The organism is Candidatus Desulfolinea nitratireducens, assembly GCF_982879505.1.
In genome coordinates this window covers 3,415-6,007 of record NZ_CEYOSI010000210.1, presented here as the reverse complement: position 1 = coordinate 6,007, position 2,593 = coordinate 3,415, and the positions used below count along the sequence as shown (strand labels likewise).

Annotated in this window: 3 protein-coding genes; all 3 read right to left on the bottom strand. The window is 48.4% G+C overall.

Annotated features, from left to right (window positions below; genetic code table 11):
• Window positions 1-679 (bottom strand): glycosyltransferase family 87 protein (locus tag AC3DOM_RS14735; protein WP_487919803.1); only part of this gene is annotated, 679 nt, incomplete at its 3' end.
• Window positions 679-1,998 carry a selenium cofactor biosynthesis protein YqeC gene (gene yqeC, locus AC3DOM_RS14730; RefSeq protein WP_487919802.1) on the bottom strand — a complete coding sequence of 440 codons (1,320 nt, stop codon included), beginning with the start codon at window positions 1,996-1,998 and terminating at the stop codon, window positions 679-681. The genes yqeC and AC3DOM_RS14735, both read right to left, overlap by 1 nt.
• A partial coding sequence (yqeB, locus tag AC3DOM_RS14725; protein ID WP_487919801.1) for a selenium-dependent molybdenum cofactor biosynthesis protein YqeB occupies window positions 1,989-2,593 on the bottom strand: 605 nt, incomplete at its 5' end. The genes yqeC and yqeB, both read right to left, overlap by 10 nt.

Sequence of the window (2,593 nt, the reverse complement as noted above, 5' to 3'; positions counted from 1 at the left end):
TCAGCAAAGCCAGCGCGGCACCCAATCCAACAAAATAGCTAAATGCCTTTTTGTTTTTGATCATAACGGGCAGAGCTAAAACTAAAGTAAGGTGCGGTCGAACCAATGTTAGCGCCAGGCCGCCTCCGGCAAGGAAATCATTTTTCCGAAGGATTCCATAAAGAAATAAGGAAATACCAAGAAAAAGAAAGGCGGTATCTTGCCCAAGCAGGAGGCTGACGAAGACAGGAAAAAAGAGTCCCCCACTAATAATGAAATCACGTTTGGTAATTTTTATCCATTTATCTGGAAATAATAGAGCCAGAGTAATGAGGCTTACTCCATACAGAGATATTTGAATCAGAAGCCAAATACTAAATGAAAGAGTGTAACTTTCTTGCATAATGAGTTTAAGCAAGGGGATTAGAAATGGAAGATGGTTGTATAAAAGAGGTTGATTGTCGAGTATTGAAAATCCCAGCAAATTTTCCTGCACCTCTTGCTGAAGGTCAATATCATAGACCTTACTTGAGCCACGCTCTTGAGCAATACGCCCTGCGGAATAAAATGCAATAAAATCCGTTCCGGTTCTTTCTGATGGAGAGGCGATCATTTCCGCCCAAAGAATAATATATACGAGCAGCAGCGAAATTGCCCCTGTCCAAAAGATAATTTTCGAAAAAGAAATTGTTTTCTTCATCACAATTCCATTAATTTCCTGTAATCCTCAGGGCGGTCAACATCCAGCAATAATGATGCATCATCCCACTGGATATAGCTGGGTGAAAACTTGGAAAAGATACCGCGACCACCCACATCACCTTCCAGTTCGAGCAACGCGGGAAATGTAACCCGGTCAAGGAGGACAGGATTTGCACGTTTACCCTCAACCATCGGTGCAATGACAGGCTTCAGCGTGCGATGATGTTCTTCTACCAGAGCGCGAATTATTGTTGGCTTGACCTGGGGTTGGTCGGCGAGGAGAAATATTGCGGCGCCGATACTTTTTTCAAGCAGTTGGACGCCTTCTTTAATCGATGAACTTTGCCCATCCTTCCAATTGGGATTGTATACAAATTGGATCGGTAAATCCTTGAGCGCCGCTTTGATGCGCTCGTGATTTGAGCCTGCCACCACAATGACGGGAGATAGCTCGGCCCGTAAAGCTGTTTCCGCTACTGCGCGGATAAACGGACGCCCGTGATAATCGAGCAATTGTTTGGGCTCTCCATAGCGGGATGATTCCCCGGCTGCCAGGATGATCGCAGCTACAGGTTCGTAGTTTACCAGTTCCACCGGTTGCAGGGTCCCGGTGAGTACGGCATCGAAATGGGTTAGAAGGTTTTGCGCCATCCGGCTGCTGATGGCCTGAAGCTCTGGTGTATCTGCCTGGTTAAGCAAAGCGATCCGGCGTGCTTTTGGGGGGATGTTTTTCAGCCCTCCATCTCCATCCGTCATAACCGCGGAGAGCATTTCTGCGCTAATAATTTCCTGCTCCGAGGAAGCGCTGATTTCCACAAATCTCTCTGCTCCATAGACCCATTCATCTGAAAGCACCTTCCCAAGCCCGGATAAGCCCGCTACAACGACCACCTGATCCACAAAGTCGGGGATGACAGGTTCATGTGCTGAGGGGGCTTTGAGCGCTTTTTGGCGGGCGCCATCCGCTTCAATGAGAAGAGGCAGGGAATGCGTTTTACAATAATTTTCCAGCCAATTCAAGTTTTCAGTAGGAAGGGATTGCAGGCGATCATTTTCTTCCGGTCCGGTGACAAGAATTATCCCGGAGGGGGAATTTTCCTCCAGTTTTTTGAAATCTTCAGAATTGTGGGCGATGATGTGCTGATCAGCGTCATTGGCTTGCCATGCACCAAGATGGGTCGTTGTAGTGATAATGCAGGGAGAGATTTCTCGCGCCAATTGGAATAATGCAGTTGTTTTCCCCCCCGCGCCAACAAAGGCCACCCGCGGAGTTGAGTTATTTTTGAGTCGAAGGGCTTTTGCGAGCGTTAATCCCACAATCTTTTTCTCAAATCAGGGCGACTCAAAATTGCTTCAAGCACACTCCCGCCCAATGTGAGAGATTTATCGGAGATCATCGTGCAATAAACGGGATCATCACGCGGGTCAAGATCGCCAACTTTTAGCCCTTTTTTGACGTGAAGTCCGGGCCGAATTAATCCCCTCAGCACACCGCTGAAGGGAGCAATGAGCGAAATCCCACCTACTTCGGCGATGGGTTGTCCTTCATCGAAATGGTCGCCGATATCACCATGTGTGATCAATTCTCCATCAGCGGGGGCGCGGAGAACACGATCGGCGCGGCGTCCCAGCACTTCTTCGGGGATGCCCGTATCTGCCAGGGCAGAGCCCTCCCAGTAGACACGCCCGAGAGTATGGCCGCGATGCGTTTCAATGACGGCATGACAGTTCTTGGCGGCGGTAAATCCCGGGCCAAGACCAATGATCAATTTGGCGGAGGCAAGCCCAATATCTGGCGTGCGCTTCGTCAGTCTTGCATCCACAAGAACGGTAATTGAGAGTTGAGAATTTAATATTTCAAGATCAGGATCGATCAGCACAGGAATTTCATCTTTATTGAGCGTGGAGGGAA